Origin of the sequence: Fulvimarina thalattae (assembly GCF_040239565.1) — a bacterium.
GTDB lineage: Bacteria > Pseudomonadota > Alphaproteobacteria > Rhizobiales > Rhizobiaceae > Fulvimarina.
Genome location: NZ_JBEHWS010000009.1, coordinates 116,393 through 139,485, shown reverse-complemented (window position 1 = coordinate 139,485; position 23,093 = coordinate 116,393). Strand labels below are relative to the sequence as shown.

Annotated in this window: 21 protein-coding genes; 7 read left to right on the top strand and 14 right to left on the bottom strand. The window is 62.9% G+C overall.

Features of this window, described 5'->3' with window-relative positions:
• Positions 1–43: 43 nt before the first annotated feature.
• Genes ABRA89_RS13140 through ABRA89_RS13125 form a run of 4 tightly spaced genes read right to left on the bottom strand, consistent with a single transcriptional unit; the run spans position 44 to position 6,964 of the window.
• Positions 44–2,119 (bottom strand): hypothetical protein, encoded by a 2,076-nt coding sequence (locus ABRA89_RS13140; RefSeq protein ID WP_349941947.1) that lies wholly within the window; start codon positions 2,117–2,119, stop codon positions 44–46.
• Entirely contained in the window at positions 2,119–5,010 is a 2,892-nt protein-coding gene (locus ABRA89_RS13135) for a DUF4159 domain-containing protein (protein ID WP_349941973.1), read from the bottom strand. The genes ABRA89_RS13140 and ABRA89_RS13135 overlap by 1 nt, the downstream gene beginning before the upstream one ends.
• Positions 5,010–5,921 (bottom strand): DUF58 domain-containing protein, encoded by a 912-nt coding sequence (locus ABRA89_RS13130; protein WP_349941946.1) that lies wholly within the window; start codon positions 5,919–5,921, stop codon positions 5,010–5,012. Before ABRA89_RS13130 ends, ABRA89_RS13135 begins: the two co-directional genes overlap by 1 nt.
• 29 nt (positions 5,922–5,950) lie before the next feature.
• Positions 5,951–6,964, bottom strand: coding sequence for an AAA family ATPase (locus ABRA89_RS13125; RefSeq protein WP_349941945.1), 1,014 nt, complete (start codon positions 6,962–6,964; stop codon positions 5,951–5,953).
• Between the two features lie 319 nt (positions 6,965–7,283).
• Here ABRA89_RS13125 and ABRA89_RS13120 point away from each other — a divergent pair, with 319 nt between their 5' ends.
• The 4 genes from ABRA89_RS13120 (at position 7,284) to ABRA89_RS13105 (ending at position 11,062) form a co-directional block, all read left to right on the top strand.
• The gene (locus ABRA89_RS13120; protein WP_349941944.1) at positions 7,284–7,862 is read left to right on the top strand and encodes a DUF1285 domain-containing protein; all 579 of its coding nucleotides are present in this window, start codon (positions 7,284–7,286) and stop codon (positions 7,860–7,862) included.
• Entirely contained in the window at positions 7,855–8,508 is a 654-nt protein-coding gene (locus ABRA89_RS13115; protein WP_349941943.1) for a CoA pyrophosphatase, read from the top strand. The genes ABRA89_RS13120 and ABRA89_RS13115 overlap by 8 nt, the downstream gene beginning before the upstream one ends.
• A complete protein-coding gene (locus tag ABRA89_RS13110; protein ID WP_349941942.1) occupies positions 8,505–9,746 on the top strand; it encodes a CCA tRNA nucleotidyltransferase in 1,242 nt (413 codons plus the stop codon). The genes ABRA89_RS13115 and ABRA89_RS13110 overlap by 4 nt, the downstream gene beginning before the upstream one ends.
• Before the next feature lie 89 nt (positions 9,747–9,835).
• On the top strand, positions 9,836–11,062 hold the full coding sequence (locus ABRA89_RS13105; protein WP_349941941.1) for a flagellar hook protein FlgE: 1,227 nt from the start codon (positions 9,836–9,838) through the stop codon (positions 11,060–11,062).
• A 98-nt stretch (positions 11,063–11,160) separates the two neighbouring features.
• On the opposite strand, the gene ABRA89_RS13100 is transcribed toward ABRA89_RS13105, so the two are convergent.
• Genes ABRA89_RS13100 through ABRA89_RS13070 form a run of 7 tightly spaced genes read right to left on the bottom strand, consistent with a single transcriptional unit; the run spans position 11,161 to position 17,259 of the window.
• Entirely contained in the window at positions 11,161–12,387 is a 1,227-nt protein-coding gene (locus ABRA89_RS13100; RefSeq protein WP_349941940.1) for a hypothetical protein, read from the bottom strand.
• Entirely contained in the window at positions 12,381–13,019 is a 639-nt protein-coding gene (locus ABRA89_RS13095; protein ID WP_349941939.1) for a tetratricopeptide repeat protein, read from the bottom strand. Before ABRA89_RS13095 ends, ABRA89_RS13100 begins: the two co-directional genes overlap by 7 nt.
• Before the next feature lies 1 nt (position 13,020).
• Entirely contained in the window at positions 13,021–13,947 is a 927-nt protein-coding gene (locus tag ABRA89_RS13090) for a VWA domain-containing protein (RefSeq protein WP_349941938.1), read from the bottom strand.
• The gene (locus ABRA89_RS13085; RefSeq protein ID WP_349941937.1) at positions 13,947–14,900 is read right to left on the bottom strand and encodes a VWA domain-containing protein; all 954 of its coding nucleotides are present in this window, start codon (positions 14,898–14,900) and stop codon (positions 13,947–13,949) included. The genes ABRA89_RS13090 and ABRA89_RS13085 overlap by 1 nt, the downstream gene beginning before the upstream one ends.
• Before the next feature lie 4 nt (positions 14,901–14,904).
• Positions 14,905–15,324, bottom strand: a complete 420-nt coding sequence (locus tag ABRA89_RS13080; protein WP_349941936.1) for a hypothetical protein — start codon at positions 15,322–15,324, stop codon at positions 14,905–14,907.
• Entirely contained in the window at positions 15,302–16,240 is a 939-nt protein-coding gene (locus ABRA89_RS13075; protein WP_349941935.1) for a DUF58 domain-containing protein, read from the bottom strand. The genes ABRA89_RS13080 and ABRA89_RS13075 overlap by 23 nt, the downstream gene beginning before the upstream one ends.
• The gene (locus tag ABRA89_RS13070; protein WP_463671293.1) at positions 16,240–17,259 is read right to left on the bottom strand and encodes an AAA family ATPase; all 1,020 of its coding nucleotides are present in this window, start codon (positions 17,257–17,259) and stop codon (positions 16,240–16,242) included. Before ABRA89_RS13070 ends, ABRA89_RS13075 begins: the two co-directional genes overlap by 1 nt.
• Positions 17,260–17,472: 213 nt before the next feature.
• On the opposite strand from ABRA89_RS13070, the gene ABRA89_RS13065 reads away from it, so the two are divergent.
• Positions 17,473–18,846: a histidine kinase gene (locus ABRA89_RS13065; RefSeq protein WP_349941934.1), complete on the top strand. Its 1,374-nt coding sequence runs from the start codon at positions 17,473–17,475 to the stop codon at positions 18,844–18,846.
• Positions 18,846–19,550 (top strand): response regulator transcription factor, encoded by a 705-nt coding sequence (locus tag ABRA89_RS13060; protein ID WP_349941933.1) that lies wholly within the window; start codon positions 18,846–18,848, stop codon positions 19,548–19,550. The genes ABRA89_RS13065 and ABRA89_RS13060 overlap by 1 nt, the downstream gene beginning before the upstream one ends.
• Before the next feature lie 553 nt (positions 19,551–20,103).
• Here the strand turns inward: ABRA89_RS13060 and rpmG are convergent.
• The 3 genes from rpmG to ABRA89_RS13045 form a co-directional block, all read right to left on the bottom strand.
• Entirely contained in the window at positions 20,104–20,271 is a 168-nt protein-coding gene (gene rpmG / locus ABRA89_RS13055) for a 50S ribosomal protein L33 (RefSeq protein WP_349941932.1), read from the bottom strand.
• Between the two features lie 208 nt (positions 20,272–20,479).
• On the bottom strand, positions 20,480–21,394 hold the full coding sequence (rpoH, locus tag ABRA89_RS13050) for an RNA polymerase sigma factor RpoH (protein WP_349941931.1): 915 nt from the start codon (positions 21,392–21,394) through the stop codon (positions 20,480–20,482).
• Between the two features lie 144 nt (positions 21,395–21,538).
• On the bottom strand, positions 21,539–22,567 hold the full coding sequence (locus ABRA89_RS13045) for an RluA family pseudouridine synthase (protein WP_349941930.1): 1,029 nt from the start codon (positions 22,565–22,567) through the stop codon (positions 21,539–21,541).
• 72 nt (positions 22,568–22,639) lie between these two features.
• Between ABRA89_RS13045 and ABRA89_RS13040 the strand changes: the two genes are divergently transcribed.
• Complete coding sequence (locus ABRA89_RS13040) at positions 22,640–23,008, top strand: hypothetical protein (RefSeq protein ID WP_349941929.1); 369 nt, start codon at positions 22,640–22,642, stop codon at positions 23,006–23,008.
• Positions 23,009–23,093 lie beyond the last annotated feature (85 nt).

Sequence of the window (23,093 nt, the reverse complement as noted above, 5' to 3'; positions counted from 1 at the left end):
CGTGCCGATTCCTTTCCGGACAGGCGTGACCACGCATTCGGGTTTATCGTCCTTCGCGGTACCAGGTGGCCGAGAGCGCGAGTAGCAAAACGGCAAGACCAAGAAAGCCGCCGAACAGCGGGGTGCGGTCGACCCCTCGCAGCACCGTTTCTTCCGTCGTCCGAAGTCCTATCCAGTTGCGGCCATCGGCGCTTGCACGCCCGGAGATCGGCACGATGCGCGGAATTTCGACGTCCCCGCCATCGGCAATACGACGCACCGAGCCGCGGGTCTCCTCGGCAATCGGTGCGAGCTTCTCGCCGGTCGAGACGGCCTCACGATATTCTCGCGGATTGACCGGTCCGACATTGGCGAGAGCCCTCAGATCTCCATTCGCGACCTGGAAGAGGCCGAGTTCCTCGGTCTCCAGTCGCCCTTCCCAGAGGCCCGGTTCGCCCTCGGAAAGCGCAATCTCAGTTGCCTCACCGGACGGGGTGATGATGGTCGCCGGCCCTGGATCGTCGCCGATCGTCTGACGGGTCACGACAAGGTCCGAGCCGATGGCTTCGGCACGTAGAGCCTCTTCCTCAAGCTCGGGTTCGCGCATCAGCCAGTGCGAAAGCCTGCGGAACAGCGCCACATGCGGGCCACCGCCTTCGTAGCCGCGCGACCAGAGCCATTCCTGATCCGATAGAAGCAGCGCGATGCGGCCTTCGCCCACGCGGTCCAAGAGCAGAAGCGGCTTGTCGTTCGGGCCGTTCATGACCGCATCGCCTTCCGTCTCGCCGACATCGATATAGCGGAACCACGGTGCCCAATCGGGAGGCTCGACATTCGAACCCGGCAGATCGCGCGTCACCGGATGCTTGGTGCCAAGATCGGAGAGGGTCGGATAATAGGCCTCTTCATCAATCCCGCCGCTTGGAAGGGCGGGCAGGATCGCTTCGAGCGGGGTGTTTGCGACGCTGTCGCGGCCCGCATATTCCGGGCCCGACGCGATCAGCATCGCGCCGCCGTTTTCGACATATTGGGCAATGTAGTCGAAATAGAGCGCCGGCAGCACACCGCGTTCCTGATAGCGATCGAAGATGATGAGGTCGAAATCGTCGATCTTCTCGACGAAGAGCTCGCGCGTCGGGAAGGCGATCAGCGACAGTTCGTTGATCGGCGTGCCATCCTGCTTTTCCGGCGGGCGCAGAATGGTGAAGTGGACGAGATCGATAGCCGCGTCGGACTTCAGAAGGTTTCGCCAGGTCCGTTCGCCCGCATGGGGCTCGCCCGAGACGAGAAGGACCCGCAGGTTCTCGCGGATGCCGTCGACGATTGCGATCGAGCGGTTGTTGACGTCGGTGATTTCGCTATCGTCTTCCTCGACCTGCACTTCGAGGATGTTGCGGCCGGCACGCGGCAGCTCGAACGAGAGCCGCGTCTCCTCGCCAACCTGGGCCGTTTCGCGTGAGATGAGGTCGCCGTTGAGAAAAACGTCGACGGACACCGGCCCGCCGTCGGACGGACCACTCTCATAGACTTGATAAGTCAGGTCCTGCGGTTCGTCGACGAGGCCGAAGCGCGGAGCAGAGAGGATTTCGACGCGCCTATCGAACTCGTCCTCGCGGCCCGTGATCAGGCCGTGGAGCGGCGCGGAGAAGCCCATGCGCGAGGCGTTCGCCGGGATGTCGTGAACCTGTCCGTCCGTCACCATGATCGCGCCCGCGACACGCGACGGCGGCACGTCGTCGAGCGCGCCTGACAGCGCTGAGAACAAGGCCGTCGTCGCATCGCTGCCCGGCGTTTCACCCGAGCGCGCCTCGACGGTGCGCACCTCGAATTCCGGGAACCGGGCGAGGCTTGTGCGCAGTTCCTCGACAGCCTCGGTCGTCTCGTCGTTGCGGTCCTCGATCGTCTGGCTCTGGCTGCGATCGGCAACGATGGCAACGACGGATTTCAGCGGATCGCGTTCCTCGCGCAGCATCACCGGATTGATCAGCGCGATGATGAGCGCGGCGAGGGCGGCGACGCGAACGACGGCGCCTCGCATCCCGGCAAGGATCAGACCTGCGGCGATGATCGCTGCTGGAACTGCGAGAACGACGATCGTCGTCCAGGAAAAGAACGGGGCGAAATCGAGGGACCAGTTCATCACTGACCGAGCCTTTCGAGGAGCGCCGGAATATGGACCTGATCGGCCTTGTAGTTGCCCGTCAGTACGTACATCACGATGTTCACGCCGGCGCGGTAGGCGAGTTCACGTTGCCGCGGATCGGAGGTGTTGGTGGGGAACAAGAAGAGGCCCGCATCGTCGACGGCCCAGGCGCTCGCGAAATCGTTCGATGTGATCATGATGGATGAGACGCCGTCGCCGCCACGGGCAGGGCGCATCTCGCCCTCGGCATCCTCGACGAGGCTTTCGACCCAGAGTTCGGAATCGGTATAGCGGCCAACGAACTCGTTCAGAATGTAGAAGGATTTCGTCAGGACATGATCCTGCGGTACCGGTTGCAGCGGAGGAATGTCGAGATCGCCGATAATCTCACGCAGCCGCATCTCGCCCGAAGAGGCCGTGCCGCTGGAAAAGCCGGTCATCGCGTCGCTCGCAACATCGAAGAGAACCGTGCCGCCCTGCTTCATGTAAGCGTCGATCCGGCTGATCGCGTCCTCCGACGGCATAGGCGTCGTCGGGTCGATCGGCCAGTAGATCAGCGGATAGAAGGCAAGCTCGTCGCTCTCGATGTCGACGCCCATGGGATCGCCTGGTTCGAGGGCGGTCTTGGACGCGATGAACTGCGAGAGGCCGGACAGACCCGCTGCCGAGAGATCGTCGACGACTGCATCGCCGGTCTGGACGTAGGCGAGATGGGTGGTTTCGGTCGCCCGGACCGCGCGCTCCATGTCCTCAAGGTCAAGCGGACGGGAGGAGGATGGTTCCTCTCTTGCGGGCTCTTCGCTCGCTGGCTCTTCCTGCGCATGCGCCGGACCCGTCGGCACGGCGAGCACCAGTGCCGCGCCGAGACAAGCAGCGAAGATCGCGAGCAGGGCGGTCTCGCCACGGCGCCCCGCAAGGCCACGAAGCCGCGAGAACCCGCCGTTCAGCCAGAGAAGCGCCAGCGCATCGAGCGCAAAGAGGAACAGAGCCGCAGCCAGGAGCCACGGCGCAAGATCGACGGCCTCTTCGCTTTGATATTGCATGTCGGTGGTGTCGGCTCCCCAATCGAGCGCGGGGAGCGGGGCAAGCGCTGCGCCTTCGGCGAAAAGATTGAGCGCGCGATAGCCGTCCTCGCTGCCATAGAGGCCCGGCGGGTGGGCGGCGTCGACGGTGATCTCGGAACCGGTCTCGATCGGCTCGACATCGGGTCCGGGCGCGATCAGCCGTCCGTCGGCGGAGAGAACGCGATAGGGCGGCAGACTTTCGGCAGCTGACTCGGCGTTCGCCTGCGCGCCGCCATCTGCCCTCGACTGGGCGACGATGCGCCGGAGCATATCGACGAAAGCGCCGCTGATCGGCAGGTTCGACCAGGTCGCTTCGGCCGTCACATGGAAGAGGACGATCGTGCCAGCGCCAACGCTCGCGGCGGTGACGAGCGGCGTGCCATCCGCAAGGCTCGCCCATGTACGCTCGGAAAGTTCGACCGAGGGCTCGGCGAGGACCTGCCGGGAGACGGTCACATCCTCCGGCACGGTGATGCCGGCGAACGGGCTTTCCCCATCCATCGGAGCGACCGTCTGGGGCTCGACCCAGGACATCGCGCCACCGAGCTGGCGTTCTCCCTGCCTTAGATTGACGGGCACCAGCGTATCCTCGCCGGTCGTCGCGGCGAGACGCGGCCCGGCAAAGCGCACGAGATAGCCGCCGTTCTCGACAAAGGTTTCGAGCGCCTCGCGCGCATTGTCCGGCAGGACGCCGATATCGGCGAGGACCACGACGGACGGGCGCTGTTCGAGGAGGTTAGGGATCGCCTCCGACAGATCGGCGCTCTGGGCGCGCACGATATCGGCAAAGGGCTCCAGCGCCCGACTGATATAATAGAGCGGCGACAGAAGCGGCTGCGCGAGATCGGCTGCTTCGCCAGAAACCAGCGCAACGCGCCGGCGCCTGAAGGAGTCGTCCACCAGCCGCACTTCGGCGGCATTCTCTCGATTTTCCACCTCCAGCCGCGCAATGTCGTTGCGCAGTTCGACGGGTATCGCAAAGCGCGCCTGCGACTCGGTCTCGCCCGCGCCGAAACCAAGTTGCGTGCGCGCAACTTCGCGACCCTGAGAATCCACCGCCAGAATATCGGCCTGGTAGCCGGTGTCGCGGCCGGAAGGCCGGATGGCGTCGACCACGAGGGCGTCGGTCGAATTGTCGGCGGCAGTGAGCGCGGTGATTCCTTCGATCGACGGTTCGTAGAGCAGGGTTTCGGCAGCGCCCAGTTGCCCCGCGATCTCGGCCGCGGCATCCGTCGCTTCGGCGTCGAGGCCGTCGGAAAGGAAGGCGAGGGAGCCAAGCTCATCGCCTTCGAGCGCCGTCGACAGCCGTTCGAAGGCAGCGATCCGGTCGACTGGAATGGGTCTCGGGCTCGCCGCGGCGAGCCGTTCGAGCGCTGTCGCTGCCTCGACCGGCGTCGCGTCGTTGCCTGTTCCCTCGGCGGTGAGAACGAGAGAGACCGGCCGGCCCGCATCCGTTGCCTGACCGATGATCGTCTGGGCGGTCGAAACCGTCTCGTCCCAGTTGCTGGCATTGGCCCAGCCATTGTCGACGACGAGCGCGACCGGTCCGCTTCCGGATATCAGTGTCTCGCGAGGATTAAGCGTCGGCGCGGCGAGCGCGAAGATGATCAGCGCGGCGAGGATCAACCGCAGAAGCGTCAGCCACCAGGGTGATTTCGACGGCGTCTCTTCGCTCTTCAGCACCCGTTGCAGAATGCGCAATGGTGGAAAAGCTTCGGTCTGCGGGCGCGGCGGCGTGAGCTTCAACAGCCACCAGATGACTGGCAGCGCCAGCAGGCCGGCCAGAACCAGCGGTGCACCGAAGGAAAGGCTGAGACCTGCGATCACGCGCTTCTCCGTGGGGCTTGCGGGACGCCGGACAGCTGGCCGTGCAGCGCGACGAGAACTTCCGAGGCGAGATTATCCGTGCGGTGAGCAAGGAAGCTCCAGCCGAGGCGTCGGCAATGGCGCGACAGCGTTTCACGCCGGGCGGCCATGATGTTCCGGTAGTCCGCTTGGAGCGTCTCCGCACGACCCGCCGTCAGCTTCGCGCCGGTCTCCGGATCACGGAACTCCGTGCGGCCGCTATAGGGGAAGACCTCTTCGGCCGGATCGTTGACCATGACGAGATGGCCACGAACCCCACGTCCGCCGATGCGGTCGATCCGTTCGAGGGTCACGTCGATCGGATCGAGAAAGTCGGAGATCAGCACGACCTCCGAATGCTGGCGAAAGCGATCATCCGGTGGAAAGTCGTCGTCCGGCCTGCGGGTGGAGAGCGCCGCTGCGATGCGCTCGGCCGCATTGCGCGCCGACAGAGGGTCGATAACGCCCGGATAGCCGATGCGCTCGCCCGAGCGCGAGAGAATTTCGGCAAGGGCGAGAATGAGGACGAGCGCGCGCGATTCCTTCGAAACCTGCGCCGCGTTCGACTGAAAGCGCATGGAGGGCGAGGGATCGGCCCAGAGCCAGACCGTATGCGCCGCTTCCCATTCGCGGTCTCGCAGATAGAGATGGTCGTCGCGTGCCGAGCGGCGCCAGTCGATGCGCGAGACCTGCTCGCCCTGCACGAAGGGCCGGAACTGCCAGAAATTCTCTCCGACGCCGCGACGCTTGCGGCCATGCCAGCCAGCAATGACGGTCGCCACCACGCGGTTCGCTTCGACGAGAAGGTCCGGCATCAGGGCCGCGCGCTGCCGTGCCCTGACGAGCGCGTCGGAGGATGTTGTCAGGTCCGTTGTCGTACCGATCGGCATTCGTGTGTATCGAGCCTATCGTTGCAAGATTATGCGGCGTCGCGCTTGAGGGCGCCGATTACGTCGCGAACGCTCATGCCTTCAGCGCGCGCCGCGAAATTGAGCGCCATGCGGTGCTGAAGGATCGGTTCGGCAAGCGCCATGACGTCATCGATCGAGGGCGCGAGGCGACCTTCATAGAGCGCGCGGGCCCTGACGCAGGTCATCAATGCCTGCGATGCGCGTGGTCCCGGACCCCATGAGATATGATTGTCGGCCTCCTTGTGGCCGTTGCCAGGACGGGCCGAGCGCACGAGCCGCAGGATCGCTTCGACGACGCTTTCCGCGACAGGCATGCGCCGTACGAGCGATTGGATCTCGATAAGGCGTTCGGCCGTCAGGACGCCGTCGACGGCATCATCGGACGGGCCGCCGGTCGTCTCCAATAGGATGCGTCGTTCGGCATCGATGTCGGGATAGAAGACGTCGATCTGCATCAGGAAGCGGTCGAGCTGGGCTTCTGGCAGAGGGTAGGTACCCTCCTGCTCCAGCGGGTTCTGGGTCGCCAGAACGTGAAAGGGCTTAGGCAGATCATGCCGCTCGCCGGCGACCGTCACGTGATATTCCTGCATGGACTGGAGCAGCGCCGACTGGGTGCGCGGCGAAGCGCGGTTGATCTCGTCGGCCATCAGCAGCTGGGCGAAGACCGGACCACGGACGTAGCGGAACGAGCGCCGTCCGGTTTCGTCCTGATCCATTACCTCGGTACCGATGATGTCCGACGGCATGAGGTCCGGCGTGAACTGGATACGCCGGGCATTGAGCCCGAGCGCGTCGCCCAGCGTGTCGACAAGCTTCGTCTTCGCAAGGCCCGGCACGCCGACCAGCAGGCCGTGGCCGCCGGCAAGAATTGCGATCAGGCTCTGCTCCACAACGCTTTCCTGGCCGAAGATCACCGTACCGACGGTTTTCTTCACCTCGGCGATATCGGCGAGGGCCCGCTCGGCCTGCGCGACGATTTCGCTTTCGGAGAGTCTCGCCTCGGTGGGAGTATGAGCCGTCATGTCGGGTCCTTCGATCATCCTGCGAAATTTCGGGCATCGGCGGTGTCAGGCGTTCGATTCGCTCCGCCTTGATCCGCCGTTTAGTTCAATGGCTGCGCCGGTTCGCCCAAAGACCGCATTTCGTATTCCGTCCGGCGCCTGGATGCCGGCTCTCTACGTGCCGACCGATTAAAGAGATTCTCGACTTATGAAAGCGGTTCGCCCCTTTTGAGGCAAGCGCCCATACCCAACACTTTTGTGACCTTGCGCGGTCGTGCCATCAATCGCCCGTAAGGCAAAGGGTGCCGAAATCGGCCGATCCCATCTATATGGCGTCACGATGAGAGAAACGAACGATATCGAGCCATCAGGCCTGACGGCCCTCGCGGCCCGCGCTGAAAAGGCGTCCGCGGGCGGTGCGCCCGTCGACCGCTGGGACCCGCCATTTTGCGGCGAACTCGACATGCGGATCGCCAGCGACGGGCGCTGGTTCTATCAGGGCACCCCGATCGAGCGGGAAGCCCTGGTGCGTCTCTTCGCCTCGGTTCTGAAGGTGGAAGGCGATGGCGAGACCTATCTCGTCACGCCGGTGGAGAAGCTTCGGATCACGGTCGACGACGCGCATTTCATCGCGGTCGAAGTCGCGCGGCACGACGTTGACGGAGAGCCAGCGCTGACGTTTCGGACCAATACGGGCGACCTCGTGACCGCCGGATCGGACCATGCGATTCAGCTTCCGAACGTCCTTGACGAGGCGTTCGCGCCCTATCTCGCGGTCCGAGGTGGCCTTCGCGCCAAGCTGTCGCGCCCTGTTGCGATGGAAATCGCAGAATGGCTGGAGGAGGATGACAAGGGCATTTTCCTGATGTCCGGCGGTGTTCGCTTCGAGGGTCCGAAAGGCGGTCTTTCCGATGTATGAAACGGCTCGGAGCGGGACTGCCGAAAGGACGCTCTTTACGGCTGAAGATCTCCGTCTTCGCTTCGAAGCACGGGCGGGCCAAACCGCGCCGGAGCGCGAATTCGGCGATCACCTCCTCAATCCGGACATCGTCCAGCTGATGGAGAGCAAGGACGCCCGGGAGGCGGCGGTTCTCATCCCTGTGGTGGATCGCCAAGAGGGTGCGAGCGTCATCCTGACCCAGCGCACGCAGTCCCTGCGCAAACATTCCGGCCAGATCGCCTTTCCGGGCGGATCGGTGGACGAAACCGATTCCTCGCCTGAAGACGCCGCGTTGCGCGAGGCCCGCGAAGAGATCGCGCTGGCGCCCGACCGCGTCGAAATTCTCGGCCGGCTTCCGCGCTATCTGACGACCACCGGGTTTCGAATCACTCCCATCGTCGGCATCGTCGCGCCGCACTTCGATCTCGAAGCCAATCCGGCAGAGGTCGCCGACATCTTCGAGACGCCCCTCTCTTTTCTCATGAGCGAGGCGAACCATGTCAGGGCATCGAAGGTCTGGGGTGGCGTCGAGCGCCACTTCTACGAGATGCCCTATGGCGCCCGCTATATCTGGGGCGTGACAGCCGGAATTCTGAGAACACTTTACGAAAGATATTACGCATGACCGACACCCGGATCGATGATGACTGGCTCCGCGATCCGCTGCTTCAATCAGTGTTGGCGGTGCTCAACGAGGGTGATGAGGAGGCGCGGGTCGTAGGCGGCCCTGTGCGCAACACGCTTCTGGGCCAGCCAGTCTCCGACATCGATATTGCGACGACCTGCCTGCCCGACGAAACGGTGCGACGGGTCGAGGAGGCAGGTTTCAAAGCGGTTCCGACAGGCATCGAACACGGCACGATCACGGTCGTCGCGGGAGGCCGGCCGTTCGAGGTGACGACGCTCCGAGAGGACATTGCGACTGACGGGCGGCACGCCGAGGTCAAGTTCGGCCGCGACTGGGAGGCCGACGCGAAACGGCGGGATTTCACGATCAACGCGCTCTATGCCAAGTCCGATGGCGAGATCATTGATCCGGTGGGAGGGCTTGCAGATATCGACGGTAAGGTTCTGCGCTTTATCGGCGACGCGGAAGACCGCATTCGCGAAGACTATCTGCGGATTCTGCGATTCTACCGCTTCTTCGCCTGGTACGGTCGGGGGCGCCCCGATGCAGCCGGCATCCGCGCCTCGGCGAAACTGAAGGCGGGGCTCGCGCAGCTTTCCGCCGAGCGGACCTGGATCGAACTGAAGAAGCTGCTCGGTGCGCCAGACCCAGGCCGCGCGCTCCTCTGGATGCGGCAGGCCGGCGTTCTGACGGCCGTTCTTCCCGAGAGCGAGCGCTGGGGGATCGACAATATCCATCCGCTGATCGACGCCGAGCAGCAGTTTGGCTGGCCTGCCGATCCGCTTCTGAGGCTCCTCGCGATCATACCGCCAGATGCCGCGGGCATAAACGAACTGGCCGGCCGCCTCAGGCTCTCGACCAAGGAGCGCGACCGGCTTCTCGCCTATGCCAATGCGGAAAGCCCGCGCGCCGAGGAAAGCGACGGCTCGCTGCGCATCCGGCTCTATTTCGGCGATGCCACCGCGATCGCGGATCGGTTGAAGCTGGCGCTCGCCCTTGCGCGGCAGAAGGAGGACCTTGAGGCCTCATCTCGTCTTTCGTCGCAGCTGTCGATCGCAACCGATTTTGCGCCTCCCGACTTCCCACTGTCCGGGGAGGACATGATTGCGGCAGGCTACAAACCCGGCCCTGCTCTCGGCAGAGCGATGCAGCGGCTGAAGCAACTGTGGGCCGAAGGCGGCTTCGTGATGGGGCGTGAAAGGCTTCTTTCAAAAGCGTCCTCGGAGAACGCGTGAGGTTAATGAAACCTTAAGTCCATCTTCGGACCAGCGAAGGTCGCTAGCGTACCCGTACGACCCATCATGGCAATAACGGGCAATTTACGATGAGCATCAACGGCGTCTTCCGCACCAGCGTTTCGGGCATGAATGCCCAGTCGAACAAACTATCGGCAGTCTCGGATAATATCGCGAACTCCTCTACCACCGGGTACAAGCGCAGTGAGGTGGAATTCTCGACATTGGTCCTGAATGGCGGCGGTACGGATTATCAGTCCGGCTCAGTGACGTCCCAGACGCGGACAATCGTCAGCGCCCAGGGTGCGCCGATGTCGACGTCGTCGGCGACCGACCTTGCGATCCAGGGCAACGGCATGTTTGTCGTTCAGGATCAGAATGGTGGCCAATACTATACGCGCGCCGGCGCCTTCGTTCAGCGCTACGATCCGGAGACGCAGTCAACCTACCTCGTCAACTCGGCCGGATATCGTTTGACAGGCCAGAATCTCGACACAGGCGGCGTTGAGCAGATCAACCTGCCTGTCGGCAAGATCATGGAGCCGAAAGCCACGGACAGCATCAACCTTCCGACGCTGCAGATGCCGCTCGATGCGACTGTACCGGCCACGGCATTCGACGCAACCGACTCGACAAGCTACAATTTCAAGTCCTCCGTAACCGTCTACGATGGTGTCGGGACGGGAACTACGGTCGATATGTATGTGCGAAAGGACAGCGCGAATAACTGGACGCTCCATTTTGCCCATACAGACGAGGCGGGTACTGTAACCAACCTTGGAAGCCAGGCCGTAGCGTTTGATCCGGCAACCGGCAAACCTGCGGCCGCTATCCCGCCATACGACTTCACGGGCACTTTGCCAGGGCGAGCTGGCGAAGTTATGACGGTGAATTTCGGCAATATCACGGAATACGATGCTTCCTATAGCGCCGATCTGCAGAGAAACGGCAATCCGGCATCTGCGGTAGATCGTTTTAAAGTAAACTCCGATGGAACGGTCATAGCTGTCCTTGATAGCGGCGACTCCGTGGATATTTATCGCGCTCAGATGGCAAAATTCAAAAGCCCGGACCAGCTAGAGTCCCTGTCTGGCAACGTCTTTACGACGACCAAGAGCTCTGGCGAAGCACAGATCGGCTTTGCTGGCGACAATGGCTTTGGCTCTATCCTGTCCGGTGCGCTTGAGCAGTCGAACGTCGATCTGGCACAGGAGCTGACGACAATGATCGAGTCGCAGCGCGCCTATTCCGCGAACTCGAAGACCTTCCAGACCGGTTCCGAAATGCTGGAACTGCTCGTCAATCTGAAGCGCTGATCTTTCTTCAGTCTCATCCTCGCAGCCGGGAAGTGAAGCACTTCCCGGCTGTTTTTGTTTGAGGAACCAAGTCTCGATCGACGTGCGATCGGACCGCTCTATCGCGACCGAAGAACGGATTTGGCGACGAGCTTTCGATGGATGGTCCGAAGGTTCGGCCGTTTGCTTGCTTCCCGGCTGTCACCGTAAAGCGATCGGTCGAGTTCTTCGATCAGACCCTCTGTCGATTTGCCCGATCGACTGATGAGCCGCGCCGCGTGCTTGCGATAAGTCCGAACATCGCCGCGCCAGAGTGCAAGCCTGAGAGCAATTGCGTCGCGGGACGGGAGCAGGCCGGCGATCCGCGAGCCAATGAGACGGGCCGGCAGGAACCGGCGTCCTGGCAATATCGCGATAACCGGAGCGAGAAGGCCGAGCAGTGCTGGCACTGCGAACTTTTTCAGATCCGGGCCGAGATCTTCCTCTGCTCTCTGCTCCTCGATCGCGGCGAACGCGACACGTTGAGAGTCGATCACGAGTTCGCGCATGTTCCGGCTTGTCGTGTCGAACCAGGGAATGCGGAAGGCAGGAATCTCCCCCGGTTCTGCATTCGAGGGGCGGAGCCGCCATGTCCATTCGACCGTGCCGATAGGACCGTCGCGTGTGATCTCGGTCGTGCGCTTTTCCGGTGCGATAAAGGAGATCAGCCAGTTGGCGGTCATCAACGGCGGATTCGGCAGCATCTCGGCAGGCTGACCATTTGCGACGATCCTGATCGTCCGCGTCGCGGTCGCACCGTTTGCCATGTGTGCCGGGTCCATGTCCCACTCGTCGGTCATGACGACCTCCTTTGCGGGAAACCACCAGCCACCATTCGTTCTTGGCTTTGGCTTGATCTCGATATCGATCTGCCTGGATACGACCTGGTGCTTGAATCGTTCTGACTTGCCTTCCATCAACGTGAGATTGTGCTTGAAGGGGCCGATCCGCTGAATGCCGGCTTTCTGGGGATAGAGCGCGAGCTTTCGCTCCATCGTCACGAATTCGCGGCCGCCGATCCGCCCGCGCGACCACACATCCCGGCCGAGCTGGATCCAAGTGAAGTTCGGTAGTTCGATTCCCTCGAATTTTTCCAGCGCGATGGTGACGTCGTAATATCCGGTGATCGTGACGAGGATCATTTCGCCCACGAAAGGGGTTTCGGTGCCGGCTTCGATCTCGACGAGGAGCTGCGTGTCACCTTCCGCGACTCTCGGATCGGTTTGTGCCAGCGCCTCGATGGGCAGTGTTAAAAGCGATAGTCCGGCGAGACAGACAGAGCGGCGGTTGATGCGCGGCATTACCATGCGTTGTCCTCCGGTGGGTTTGCGAGGCCAAGATCCTGCCGACGCTCGTTCTCGGCCCGGATACGCCGGGCCAGATAGATCGCCGGTTCGTCGGGCAGGGTTTCGAGCCAGCCTTCGGTCGCTGCCGTTATCCTCTCGACGCGAGGATCGAGAATGCTGCGCTGAGCGAGTACAGGTTGCGTTTCGAGGATGTCGCGTTCGGTCGCCTGCGCTTTCGATTCTTCGGTTTCGACGGTCGCCGCGACGCCGTCGATCTCGTTGGATTCGGAGACGACGTCCGGAACACGCTGCGCGATGAGATCGCGGTTGAACCGTGCATCCTCGTCTGCCGGGTCGACAAAAAGGACGGCGTCGAAATAGGCGACGCTCAGCGCATAGTCGCCAAGCGCGGCGAGAGACATCGCGCGGTTGTAGGTGGCTTGCTTTCCGGCTTCGGCGAAGAAATCGTCCGCTTCCTCGTAGGCGCCGGCCTCGAACTTCGCGATACCTTCGATCTGGGGATCGTCGACGAGACTGGCGGCAAGCTCGGGAAACCCTGCGACGAGTGCAATCTTCCCGAAGGCCTGTGGTCCGGCCGCGATGGCGGCGAATGCCGAGACGAGAAAGCAGGAAACCATCAGAAGCCAGCGCATGTCAGGTCGCCCTCCTGAAAAGAAGCAGCGCGAACGGTAGCGCCAAGAAAAGAAGGTAGCGGCCGTAATCGCGGAAGAACAAGGCTGCGGCATCGCCGGTCGCGAGATCGCTTGCCGCCCGTCGTCCGATCGAGCGGGCGAGGGTGGCTGGAGCGATGGCCTCGCCAAGGCCGCCATCGCCCATTTGGGTCAACCGTTCCAGCCCCGCCTTATCGGGCTTCGGCATGTCCTCGTGATCGCCGCTCGGTTCGACGAGGAATGCACTGACATGGATGTTGGCCTCCGCCAGATCGCTGGCCGTGTTGAACGCATCTGGCGTCAGATGATCGCCGTCGGTCACGACGACGACATCACCGGACAGGATGTTGGCTTCCTTGAAGACGCGCTCTGCGAGCGTCAGGGCTCGATCCGTGCGTGAACCGGGGTTTGGCACGATGTCTTTGCCGAGGACTGCGATCAGTGGAGATAGAGCGAGGGCATCGCTCGTGAAAGCGCTCGCAACATAGGCTTCCCCGGCATAGACCAGAAGGGCGACCGGTCGGCCGGCGGAGTTCTGCAACACGCTTTGCGCCGCCAACTGCGCATCGTCGAGATTGCCGCCTTCGACGATCGAGCGGGACAAGTCGATCGCGACGACGACGCCGTCGAGATTGCGGAATGTTTCCGGATTGGCGATCCGCGTCGCAGGACCTGACAAGGCTAGGATCAGCGCCGCGGCAGTACCGATCGGCGGCAGGATGCGGCGCGCCTTTCCAGGCACCACACGCCCGTACTTCTCCATTGCGGAGAGAAGCGCGGGATCGACGGCGCTCTCCCACGCGCCCAGCCCTCGGGCGCGGCGAAGGGCGATCACGGCGAGAACTATGAGTGCGCCGAGCGCCAGAAGCCACCAGGGCCTGAGAAGAATGAGTGGTCCGAGCTCCACCATCAGATCGCTCTACGGCTGCCGATGAGGAGGACGGAAAGGGCCAATGCGAGGATTGCCGGATAGGGCCAGTAGTCGCGCCGAACGGTCGCGGCGGGCTGATCGAAGCCGCTCGCCTCCAGCCGGTCGATCTCTGCCGTGACGGCCCGCAGGTCGTCGGTGTTGCGCACTCTGAAGGTCTGGCCGCCGCTGAGTTCTGCTATGTCGCGTAGCGTTGCGGTGTCGACCGCATCGCGCGTCTTCGGGGCGGTCTCCATGTCTTCGGGGCCGAGCGCGATCGTGTGGACCGTCACGCCGAGTTGCTCGGCGAGCCGGGCCGAATCGCGTGGCAGCACGTTACCGCTGGTATCGGATCCGTCTGAGAGAAGGATGACGACGCGCGACTGCGCATCCGACTTCTTCAAGCGCTTCAGCGCGAGGCCGAGTCCCCCCGCGATCGCCGTCGAGCGTCCCGAAATCCCGATCGTCGCTTCATCGATGATGCGTGAGACGGCCGCGACGTCGAAGGTAAGCGGCGCGGCGGTGTAGGCGAATTCGGCGAAGAGGATGAGGCCCACCCGGTCGCCCGCCCTGCTGGTGACGAACTGCTTGGCCACGGCCTTGACCGCATCGAGCCGCGTCACGGTTCGGCCGTCGAGATCGAAGTCCTCGCGCTCCATGCTGCCGGACAGGTCGATCGCGAGGATCAGATCGCGGCCTGTCGCCGGCAAGGCGTCGACCGGCTCCAGCCGTTGTGGACCGGCGATGGCTGTGACAAGCGCGAGCCAGAGTAGGATCGGGATCGCGCGTTTAGCCCGAAGCCGCACCGCGTCGCCCACGTTTTCCGGAAAGCTCCGGCCGATGGTCGCGGGTACGAGAAGCGCGCCGGTCACCGCGCGGCGCCCCGGCAAAAGCCGCATGGCGAGAAAGGGTAGCGGCAACAGCAGGAAGGCGAGGGGACTTGCGAAACTCCACATGCGATCAGGCTCGTGCTTTCCGGGCGAGATCGAGGATGTCGCGATCGATGCGGTCGCAGTCGAGGCCGGGCTCGCGGCGATAGACCGCTTCGGAGATTTCCGCTTTCAGACGTTCGAGGAATTCGGTCGACTCCGGCTTGGGCTTTCGTCGCTTCCGCGTGAAGGTCGACTCCATGAGCCCAAGTGTCTGGGCCTGGGCGAGCAGGCGCTCTCCGGGCTGCAAGTTTCTGGCGGCATCCAGCTTTTGGGCGACTGCTCGCCGAAGCGACGGCCTCGGCTCCGTGGCAAGGCGTACCAGCAGCGCCAGCAGAAGGCCCGCGATGACGGCGACGGAAAATACCGCGAGGGCTCCGAAGAGATCGAAGGCATCGAAGCCCGGCGGCAATCGGATCGGGCGGAGTTCAGCGATAAGATCTGGATCCATCCACCGTCTCCAGAGCACGCGCCATTTCGGTCCAGTCCGCGTCGGCCTCGATCACCCGCAGGTCGATGCCGGAGCTCCGCAGCAGTTCGATCCGCTCGTCCTCGCGCTCTGCGCTCGTTTTCGGGACGAAGGCCCAGCGCATGGCGGCGGATTCAGTTTCGCCGATGACGAGATAGGGATAGGCGCCGCGCGGTGCGGCCTTCTCGAACCGGTCCCGGATAAGAAGAACGACGATATCGAAACGCCTTCGGGCGGCGAGAAGCAGCTGATCGAAGTCCTCGTCCGCGTCGTCCAGCGCTGAGGCCAGGACAATCGTGGTGCCGCTGGAGGAGCGGGCGATCGCCTGCTCCAGTATTGTCTCAAGCGAGACTTCTCGCGGCGTTCCGTGCTGCAAGGCTTCGATGCTGGCCGCATGGGTCTGTTCCAATGCGGACGTGGTAGCTGCCATCGCCCGCTCTCTGGACCTTGGCGGCAGATAAAGATTGCCGTCGCAGCCCTCGGCCATCAACGAGATGCGGCCACCACCCTCGATCACACGCCATCCGACGAGGGCCAATGCGCCGGCGGCCGCGACCGAGCGCAGGCGCTTTTTCGTACCCCAGAGCATGTTGGAACGGAAATCGGCGATCAGCAGCGCTGCCCGGTCGCGCTCGTCGCGGAAGGTGCGGACATGGGTCTTTGCGGTGCGGGCTGTCGCGGCGGCGTCGATGTGGCGGGCATCGTCGCCTTCGGAGAAGAGCCGGACGTCGACGATTTCGAGCCCGTTGCCGCGCTTCTTGCCGATATAGCCGCCGGGGCGACCCGTCGGGTTGAGAAGCCGTTCGGGCACATTGCGCACGATGTGGCGCATGGCGAACATCGCTTCGGCATCGATCCAGGTCGGCCCTTCGGCCGCGCGTTCGCCTGGCAGGGCCATCAGCTGGGCTCGACGGTGGCGAGCAGTTTGGCGACGAGCGAGCGCCCGGTCGCGCCCTCGGCCGAGGCCCGCCAAGTAGGGATGATCCGGTGAGCGAGGATATCGGGTGCGATTTCCATAACGTCTTCCGGGATCGCGTAATCGCGTCCTCTCAGATAGGCGCGAGCCCGGGCCCCGGCCGCCAGAGCCAATGTGCCGCGCGGGCTCACCGCATGTTCGATCTGGGCGTGGACATCGGGCGCTGCGACCGGATCGCGGGTCGCCATGACCAGCCGCACGACGAAATCCTTTAGCGCTGGGGCAAGATGGATTTGAGCGGCTTCCGCACGGGCATCGAGGATCTGCTGTCCGGGGATCGGATCGCCTTCTCTCGCGGTTGTGCCGGCGCCCTCGCTCTCGACGAGCTCGAGGATCGCAAGTTCCGATTGGGCATCGGGCAGATCTATCAGGACATGCATCAGGAATCGGTCGAGCTGAGCCTCGGGCAGGGGAAAGGTGCCCTCGTGCTCGATCGAGTTTTGGGTCGCCACCACCATGAAGGGTTCCGGCAACCTGTAGGTGACGCCGCCGGCGGTCACCTGCGTCTCAGCCATCGCTTCGAGCAGCGCCGACTGGACCTTGGGCGGGGCGCGGTTGATCTCGTCGACCAGAACGAGCGAATGGAAGATCGGACCCTCGACAAACTCGAACTTGCCGGCTTCCGGCCGGAAGACCTGCGTTCCGGTGAGATCGGCCGGCATCAGGTCCGGCGTGCACTGGATGCGCGAGAAGGAGCTTTCGAGACCATCCGACAGCAGTTTGACCGCCCGGGTCTTGGCAAGACCGGGCGGGCCTTCGAGCAAGAGATGACCGCCGCAGAGAAGCGCGATCATCAGGCGTTCGACGAGGCCAGAGCGGCCGATCAGGCCTTTCTCGACCGCCGCCTGCAGGCCGGCAAGGCGATGGGCGGCACGGTGCGCGGCAGGTGCTATGGTGGGCTCGTCTGCGGGCGTCTGGCGTTCGGCAAGCGATGACGTCAAAACGATATTTCCTCCCTCGAAGCCATCGTATTGGACGTGCCCTCATCCTTGACGCCGGCTTGTCCTTTTATTGCGCAAATGGCCTGAAAGCGAAATGGACAATTCCCCGGATTGGCCGGGGCATATTGCCCGACGGTTTCGCCCCCGCCTTGCAACAGCCGTCCAGATCGGTGCTGATATGTGGGTGGTCGTCCGCGGGAGGTTTCGGGAGAGGTGAGCCTTACGATCAAGCTCGCGATTCGTCTTCTTGCCGTCGCCATCGTGGCGCTCGGCGTTGCGCTCGTCGTCGTCGCGCAGGACACCAGCCGAGCCATCGAGAACGATATCGCCTCCACCCAAGCGCGTGTCTCCTACCAGCTTGAACGCATGCATCGTGGCGGCAACGGATATCCGATCGAGAACATGCTCCAACACAGTTCGATCGACATCGTCCTCGTCATGACGCCCGGGACGTGCGTGCTCTTTACCCAGGAGCACAATCAGGACATGAGCTGGCGTCTTTGCGCTGGCTGGAACATTTTCGGCGAGGTCGCGCCGGGCTGGTTCCGGGAAGGTGTCGGAAAGGTGCTCGGGGCATTCGAACCGGTTATCGGCGACGTGCCGATCTATGGCCGCGACGGCTATCGCCTGAAGACCTTCTACGATCCCGTGGCCGCTGCGACACGGGTTTGGCAGCAGGCGCGGATCCTCACCGGTCTGGCTGCCGGTCTTGCTGCGGCCATCGCAATTCTCTCGATCATCGCCGTCGCCCATGCGCTGCGCCCTGTGGGATCGATCGTGCGTGGGCTCGATGCCCTCAAGAACGGCGCGTTGGAAACGCGGATACCACGGTCCGGCACGCGCGAATTCGACCAGATCGCGGCTGCTGTCGACGCGCTCGCCAAGCGTCTCGAGCTTTCGCTCGAAGATCGGCGCATGCTGATGAAACGGCTCTTTGCCGTTCAGGAAGAGGAGCGGCGCAATCTTGCCCGCGATCTGCACGACGAGTTCGGCCAGTGCCTCGCCGCCGCCGTCGCGCTCACTTCGTCTATCGAGGGGAACGCGGCGGAGGACCGACCCGACATTGCGCGCGATGCGGCAGCTCTCGCACGGATCGAACGTCGGATGATGGAAACGCTCAAGGGCGCGTTCTCGCGATTGCGGCCTCCGGATCTTGATGAAATAGGGCTTCTCGCTTCTCTGGATGCCCTGGTCCACGAATGGAATTCCAGTCTTTCAGGCCGCACGCTCATCACGCTCAAGGCACCTCGAGCGCTCGACGAAACATCGAACGAGATCGCGGTCGCGATCTACCGGATCGTTCAGGAGTGTCTGACCAATGTCGCGCGTCACGCCGATGCAAGGGAAGCGCGGGTCTCGATCGGCTTTGCCGAAAACGGACCCGAACCCTCGATCGAGATGAGCGTGATCGACGACGGCATCGGATGCCATGGTGCGAGCGAAGCCGTCGGTGGCTCCGGGCTGATAGGCATGCGCGAACGGGTGTCGGCCCTCGGCGGAGCACTGTCTGTCGTCGATACCGGTCGTGGCACGTGCATCGAGGTTCGCATCCCGCGGACGACCGTCTTCGCGGAGGCGGCCGAGTGATGGACGGCAAGGCCATCCTTCTCGTCGACGATCATCCAATCGTCAGAGAAGGCTATCGCCGGCTGATCGAGAGCCGGACCGCACACCGCATCGTCGCCGAGGCCGAGAGCGCGGCGGAAGCCTATCAGCGGTATCGGAAGAGCGAGCCGGACCTTGTGGTGATGGATCTCTCACTGCCGGGGCCGGGCGGGCTGGAAGCGCTTCGTCATATCCGGCAGTGGGATGGCGCCGCCCGCATCCTCGTCTTTTCCATGCATCAGAATCCGGCCTATGCGCTGAAGGCCTTCGAGGCGGGCGCGATCGGTTACGTGACGAAGAGCAGCGATCCGGCGGAATTGCTGGCGGCGATCGAGTCCGCCCTCGAAGGCCGGCGGGCGATGAGCTCCGACATCGCGCGGGAACTGGCAGATCACCACCTGAACGGTGGTACGCCGCTGGCCGATCTAAGTCCACGCGAGACGGAAATCCTGCGGATGATAGCCCTTGGCATGACGGACGAGGCCATCGCCGACGGTCTATCGTTGAGTCTGAAAACCGTCCAGAACAACCACTACCGCATCCGCGCCAAGCTCGAAGCACCGACCGACGCGCTGCTGACCCATATCGCGATCGAGGCCGGCCTGCTCGACATCGACAAGACCAGGACGGAAACCGGACAGGGTCTCGACACATCCATGATGACGTTTCTCCATACAACATCTTGACGCTTAGGAGAGCCCGAAGCGGAATCGTCAGCGATCAGGATGATGTCTTGGTGCTCCGAGCTCCGATCCAGAAGTAACCATCGGCCTCGGGTTCGGCGGAAGCGGTTCGTACGTTCGGAGGCGTCGTTTGCACAGAGTCAGGCGAGCTTGCGCGGTTGGCGCTTGCTTCGTAAGCCATAAAACTCGAGCGAAACGTTAACTACGTCCGAACGTAACCGCTTCAATTGCGACGAATTCCGTTGCAAACGACTCATATATCGGCCACGTTCGACTCATGGGTATCAACGCTGATCTGTCAACAGACAAGCGTTCAGTCACCCCATGGAATGCTCAGGTCCGCCGCATCTCCTGGGTCCCGTGGGGCGGTCGGTCAGCCTAGCTCGATTACGGTGTCCTCGTGCCGTTGAGCAGGCTGGCCGGCCACTTTCCCGCTATTCTCCAAAATTTATTCTATCCAGCTCTTTGAACCAAGAGCACAAAAAAAACGCCGCCCAATTGGAGCGGCGTTCGATGTCCTGATCCAGGCCGTCCGAAGAGACGACGGAAAGCGGACTTACTTGATTTTCGCTTCGCGGAAGTCGACGTGCTTGCGGGCGATCGGATCGTATTTCCGCTGCACAATCTTGTCCGTCATGGTGCGGCTGTTCTTGCGCGTCACGTAGAAATAGCCGGTGTCGGCCGTCGAGAGCAGCTTGATCTTGATCGTGGTCGCCTTGGCCATCGTATCTTCCGTTGTTCTTCAATACCCCAGAACCGCTCGGGACTAGCCGATTGCGGTGAGGGTGGGTTTTCATCTGGAGATCACGTCAGCTGCGCATCGAACATAACCATGGCGCAAACGCGATGCCGCCGACACGCGAGGCGCCGGCGGATTTGCGCGGGACATTACTCATGCACTGTCCCAAGTCAAGAGCCATCCGTAACGCCGATTAGGCCGTGGCGCCGCCTTCGACGGGGCGAAGTGCCTGCCGATCCGCGACGACATTCTCCTGCACGGCCTTCTGTACCTTTTCGAAGGCGCGGACTTCGATCTGGCGGACACGTTCGCGGCTGATGTCGAACTCGCCGGAGAGCGCTTCGAGCGTGATCGGATCTTCCGACAGGCGCCGCGCCTCGAAGATGCGGCGCTCACGATCGTTGAGGATACCCATTGCACGCTGCAGCATGCCGCGGCGCTGATCGAGTTCGTCCTGCTGGGCGAGAACGTCTTCCTGGGATTCGCCCTCGTCCACCAGCCAGTCCTGCCATTCGCCGGACTCGCCTTCGGTCGCGCGCAGCGGAGAGTTCAGCGAGGCATCGCCGGAAAGGCGGCGGTTCATCGAGATGACTTCGTCGTCCGAGACCCCGAGCTGGGTCGCGATCTGCTTGACCTGATCAGGATTGAGATCGCCGTCTTCCAGCGCCTGAATACGGCTCTTCATCTTGCGCAGATTGAAGAACAGGCGCTTCTGATTGGCCGTCGTCCCCATCTTCACAAGGCTCCATGACCGCAGGATGTATTCCTGAATCGAAGCCTTGATCCACCACATGGCATAGGTCGCGAGGCGGAAGCCCCGTTCCGGATCGAAACGCTTGACCGCCTGCATCAGACCGACATTGCCTTCCGAAACGACTTCGCCGATCGGCAGACCGTAGCCACGATAGCCCATGGCAATCTTCGCCACGAGGCGCAGATGGCTGGTGACGAGCTTGTGAGCTGCGTTGCGATCGTCATGCTCCGCGTATCGTTTCGCGAGCATATACTCTTCGTCTGGCTGCAGCATCGGAAACCGGCGTATCTCTTCGAGATATCGGTTGAGACCGCCTTCTCCAGAGGCAATACTTGGCAAATTCATCTGGGCCATAAAGGTCCCTCCATCCTTTCCCGTCCGCTCTCGGAGCCGGACGCATATGGGCCCGTCGCGGCACCCATTTAGCTCTGATATGGGTATTTAAACGCAGGAATGCACGTGTCAGCAACGAAAATCGCGTTGACGGGTGTTCACTGCCTACCCATTTGAAACTGTTGACGTCTTGACAAGGGAAATCCCGAGCGTCGCTGCGAGTTCCCGCAAATCGGTCGGCAGATCGCTGGTAAAGTGCTTCGGCTCGTCTGTTACAGGATGAACGAAGCCGAGCTCTGCCGCATGAAGCGCCTGCCGCCGAAATGCTTCGACGACGCTGCGGGCGTGGGGCTCCAGAGCATTGACCTTGCTCATGAAACCGGAGCCGTAGACGGCGTCGCCGACGAGCGGGTGGCCGATATGGGCCATATGGACGCGGATTTGATGAGTGCGACCGGTCGCGAGCCGGCACTCCACAAGAGACGCTCGATCCGCATCCTTCGTGCCGGCATCGGCGATGAGCCGATAATCCGTTACGGCGCTGCGGGCGTCGGGCTGCGATGCCGTGACGACGGCGCGTTTCAGCCGATCTGAGGAGGAGCGCCCCAGCAAGGTCTCGATCCGGCCGACTGCCGGCACCGGGACTCCCCAGACGATCGCTCGGTAGGAACGGACCATGCGCCCATCCGCGCCATGTGCTGCGAACTGTTCGGCGAGGCCACGATGGGCGGCATCGGATTTCGCCACCACCAGGAGACCGCTCGTATCCTTGTCGAGTCGGTGGACGATGCCGGGACGCTTCACACCGTTGATGCCGGAGAGTTCGTCGCCGCAATGATGAAGGAGACCGTTGACTAGTGTCCCGCTCCAGTTGCCGGGGCCTGGATGGACGACGAGCCCGGTGGGTTTGTCGACGACAATGAGATCGGCATCCTCGAACACGACGGTGAGCGGGATATCCTCCGGTTCCGGCTCCGGGTCGACGGGTGCCGGAACACGCAAGGCGATCGTCTCGCCTTCCTGGACCCTGCGCTTGGGTGCCTCAATCTTGATTGCCTCGACCGCGACGTCCCCGGCGGCGATGAGCGCTTGGATGCGGCCGCGCGACAATTCCGGGGCACACCGGCCTGCCAGAAATGCGTCAATGCGCATCCCGGCTTCGTCCGCTTCGACCCTAAACTCTCTTGTCTCCATGACCGTCCCGCCTGTAGTGCGATGTTTCGCTGTGCTTATCGCGTAGCCGAATGAGACAGGCAAAGACGATCAATGACTATCAACGACGAAAATCAGGACGAAAAGCCGCTCGATCCCGCGGCGGAAAGGCTGCGGCGAAAGCTGGTTCGCCTGCTGGTCTTTTCCATGGGCTTCCTTATCCTGTCGGTCATGACCGTCTTTGGTGTCATCATCTATCGGACGATGGGCTCGTCCGAGCCCGTGCCGGATCGAAGTGCCGGGCCCATCCCGATCATGCTTCCCGCCGGCGCAGAGATTGTCGATACCGCGATCGGCGAAGGTCGTCTCCTGCTGACCGTTCGCGAAGGCGGGGGCATCCGCCTTCTGACTGTTTCGGCTGCGACAGGGGAAATCGTAGCCGAATATCGGATAGAGCAGGGTTCTGAGGCCGCATCCGAATAGTCTCTCAGGTGCTGTGATCCCGGCGATGGGACGGACGGATCGTCCGCCCCACGAGAAATCCGAAGTTTGAAGCGCGAAATCTCTT